4 protein-coding genes are annotated in these 3,584 nt (G+C 63.4%); 2 read left to right on the top strand and 2 right to left on the bottom strand.

The features are described from left to right. Positions 1-73 precede the first annotated feature (73 nt). Together AC1DY5_RS47210 and AC1DY5_RS47205 are read right to left on the bottom strand one after the other, a co-directional pair. Positions 74-1,072: an ABC transporter substrate-binding protein gene (locus tag AC1DY5_RS47210; protein ID WP_478121269.1), complete on the bottom strand. Its 999-nt coding sequence runs from the start codon at positions 1,070-1,072 to the stop codon at positions 74-76. A gap of 343 nt (positions 1,073-1,415) precedes the next feature. Next, positions 1,416-2,327 carry an alpha/beta hydrolase gene (locus tag AC1DY5_RS47205; protein WP_478121268.1) on the bottom strand — a complete coding sequence of 304 codons (912 nt, stop codon included), beginning with the start codon at positions 2,325-2,327 and terminating at the stop codon, positions 1,416-1,418. 300 nt (positions 2,328-2,627) lie between these two features. Between AC1DY5_RS47205 and AC1DY5_RS47200 the strand changes: the two genes are divergently transcribed. Together AC1DY5_RS47200 and AC1DY5_RS47195 are read left to right on the top strand one after the other, a co-directional pair. Continuing rightward, a complete protein-coding gene (locus tag AC1DY5_RS47200; RefSeq protein WP_478121267.1) occupies positions 2,628-2,861 on the top strand; it encodes a DUF2789 domain-containing protein in 234 nt (77 codons plus the stop codon). Positions 2,862-3,324: 463 nt separating this feature from the next. After that, on the top strand, positions 3,325-3,584 hold a 260-nt coding region (locus tag AC1DY5_RS47195), incomplete at its 3' end, for an ArsR/SmtB family transcription factor (RefSeq protein ID WP_478121270.1).

The following is a 3,584-nucleotide window of genomic DNA, read 5'->3' as shown; positions in this document are numbered from 1 at the left end:
CTGTCCGGCAGAATGCGGCCACAAGGAGACGTTCGCCCAAGGCAGAATCGCATCGGTCACGTGCTCTCCTGGCTCAGTCAATGATCCGGTCAGCGCGCCTCTGCAGCTCGGTTGGGACGCTCACCCCGAGTTCGCGGGCGGCCTTAAGGTTGACCACGAGCTCGCGCCTGGTCACGACTTCCACAGGCATTTCACCGGGCTTGGCACCCTTGATAATTCGATCGACAAACGATGGTACGTGTGGCCAGGTGTCCGCGACATTGGTACCAAAGCTCAGGATGCCCCCAGCGTCTGACGACCCGGCTGAAAACATGGAGGGCAGCCGGTTCGCAGCCGCCAGTTCGCCGATGCGCTTGCGATGGAACAGTGTGACCGGCACCTCCAGGACCAGCAACGCTTCAGTTCCCTCATCGACCATCGTCTTGAAGGTCGTTTCGAAATCGGGCGTGGGGCCGCGTACCTTCAGCAGCTTCGGCTCAAGTCCGAGTGCCTTTGCCGCAGCGATGTTGGCGCGCTCGATTGGAGCCAACCCACTTGCGTCAGCGCCGGGAATGTCTTGGTCGCTGAGGATCGCAATGCGAGTCAGGCCGGGGCATAGGGATTTCAATAGTTCCAACTGAAGGCGTGCCTGCTGGGGATCGTTGTTGGTGATCCCGGTGGCGTTTCCGCCGGGACGATCCAGGCTCGCGACAAATCCCACGGCCACCGGGTCGGCCACGATCGCAAACACAGTTGGAATGGACTTCGTGGCTCGGTGCACTGCGCTGGAAGCGGGGCCCCCAAAGGTGGCGATGACGTCCACGTTCAGACCTACCAGCTCTGCGGCAAGCCCTGGCAGTCGATCAAGTTTTCCCTCGGCATAGCGAGGCTCGAAGATGACGTTCTTTCCCTCGAMGTAACCGAGGCGAGCGAACCCTGTTCTCACCACCTCCATGGCGACGTTGTTCGCCGCCGCTCCATTCATGAGAATGCCAATCCTGGGCGTTCCGGTGGGCTGCTGGGCATGGGACGCTCCCAGGAGGAATCCCGCCAGAGCCAAGACACCCACACGAGCGATGCGCTGAAGGTCCATGTTTCCCTCCTGTGTCCATTCAGATCACGTGCCCTGAATTTCGCAGCCGACTGAAATCAACGAGCGGAAAGGCCAGGGCCCCGCATTCGCTCGCTGAAGTCCAAAGGGAGGCAGCGCCACGGCGAGTGGACTCCAACTCACTATGGAACGCAAGCGGCATTCCGTTCGCTTGGCGTGCGAACCATGCATCTACGGATGCGGTCTTTTCAGAGGGCAGTGAATTTCCGCTTCGGGCCCAACGACGCCGACCTGGCTGTGCCAGGATGCGGCCAGAAGTGGACCTTCTTGACGCGCCGCAAGCTCGGCCTGATCCGATGGGATTTCGCGTTCGCCACACCTGAGCCTAGCGCTCAACCACGTTCAGCGACGCGATGAACGCATCCACCGCTTCGGTGTAAGGCCCAGGCCGCCCCAGCTCAGCATTGACCTGCATATGGTTCAGAGACTGCGGCAGGACTTCCGCCCGGCCGCCAAAGGCGCGCACTCTGTCCGCGAAGCGGAGACTATGGCCGCAAGCGTCGTCGCGCCGCGGCTGGGAACACACCAGCAGCATGGGGAGAGGGCGGTCCCCGGTGGAGAGGGCCTCCGTGGGCGAGGATGCACGCCACACCCCGGGATCGGCACCGAACGCCTGGTCGTAAAGCGGCAGGTGCCGCCGCTCCATCAGCGCGCGCGTGTCCAGCGCGTCGGCGCTGTCCAGGACCACAGTGCCGCGCCAGGGCGCCGCACCTGCGGCGCGTGCGAACCGTGACGATGCGCTCACCAGCGCCCCCAGGTGCGCGCCGGCCGAATGGCCCATCAGCACGATGGCGTCTGGATCGGCGCCCCAGCTCCTGGCCTGCCGCTGCACCAGCGCAATCGCCTGCGCGATGTCACCGGCCTGTTCCGGAGGGCGCACCTGCGGCGTGAAGCGGTAGCCCACCGAAACCAGGATCCAGCCGCGCTCCACCACCCAGTGCGCCACCTTGGCGTCGACCACCCGTGGCATGGCCTTGTCGCCGCCCCCCCAACCGCCGCCATGGACCATCACGAGCACCGGTCCTCGCGGATGCGCCGGCCGGTACACGTCGATGCGCTGGAGCGGCTCCGGACCGTAGGGCAGGTCCGCGAGGCGCGATACGCCCGGCGGCACGGCCGGCGCGAAGCGCTGGTCCATCTGCTCCATAGTGCGCGCCCCGTGTTGCGCCTGGGAATGCGTGAAGCCGCAAGCTGCCGCGGCGAGGAGCAGGGTGGACAAGGCGACGGTCGCTTTCATGAGCGGCTCCTTAAATGACAGACGATGGTAGCGCCGGCGACGGGCTACTTGGCTCGGCGCCCCAATGGACTTGCGCGAGGCTCCCGACGCCCGCTTCGAGGGAATTTCCACACACCCTCGGCCAGAAGCGGGCCTACCTTGATGCATGGACCATCACGCCATCGACGTTCGGCTGAAGGATGGTCGGTGCTTCGGCGGGCTCGTTGTGAAGGGTGATCAATGCGCCGGAAACCACGAGAGAGGGGGAACTGCTGGAGCCAAAATTCTCACTCCGCTGGCAGTCGGGACGACAATTCTCTGATGGACACGACAGACCACAGCCTGGAAAGCCTGTTTTGGCAACTTGGATTGCCGAGTACGAAGTCGGACATTGAACTGTTCCTCGCGCAGCATCGCCCGCTGAGCAATGAGGTTCGGCTCGCCGATGCTCCGTTCTGGACGCACGGCCAGGCGCAGTTCCTGCGCGAAGAAATTAACGAAGATGCCGATTGGGCCGAGATGGTGGACCGCTTGGACGTGCTGTTGCGTGAGTAGCTGAATCGATTGCGCCGCGCTCGTTCATGGCGCGTCCTCGGCCGCGTAGTGCGCTCAGGCGTTCTATATCGACAGCGCGGCTTCGAAGTGCGCGGACCGACCTTGTCAGGATGCCTACGAGAACCATCTTTTCATCACTTCGAAACCGCGATTGTCCGGCATTGCCTAGCTGCAAGCCGCGGGGACTCGGCAGGCCCTGGTCCTTCTTCCGTCTGGGTGACGCACGGCGTGTCGCCTGGTTCAATCCCCGCCCGCGCGCATGGTCTCGGCACTTCCACATCGCCGCCTTGGCGCCGGTATCGAAGCTGCGGCGAACGACTGGTTTCATTCGCGCCGAACTTCTGGTTGGGCCCAATGCCGACGTTTAGGCTCCCTCAGGACCGAACATTCCCTACGCGGTAGCCGTTACAAACACAGGAGAGGCGGTCTTGATGAAAAACAAGTATTCGAGTATACTGGAATCATGGAAGCTAAGCAAGTCGTTCATGGCCTCGCCGCGTTGGCCCACCCGTTGCGGCTCGAGGTGTTTCGAGCGTTAGTGGTCGCTGGCCAAGGCGGGCTCACGCCAGGCGTGATTCAGGCGGCACTGGACGTACCCCCCGCCACCTTGTCATTCCATCTCAAGGAGTTGGCGAATTCAGGCCTGGTGACCCAAGAGCGCGCCAGCCGCAACCTCATCTATCGAGCCGCGTACGAAAACATGAACGCGCTGCTCGGCTATCT

The organism is Variovorax sp. P4_D9, from assembly GCF_056401695.1.
This window is presented reverse-complemented; position numbering and strand designations above follow the sequence as displayed.

What these genes read in the sequence shown, in the direction of transcription:
- AC1DY5_RS47205 (WP_478121268.1), bottom strand. Translation starts at nt 2,327, where the DNA reads ATGAAAGCGACCGTCGCCTTGTCCACCCTGCTCCTCGCCGCGGCAGCT.
- AC1DY5_RS47200 (WP_478121267.1), top strand. Translation starts at nt 2,628, where the DNA reads ATGGACACGACAGACCACAGCCTGGAAAGCCTGTTTTGGCAACTTGGA.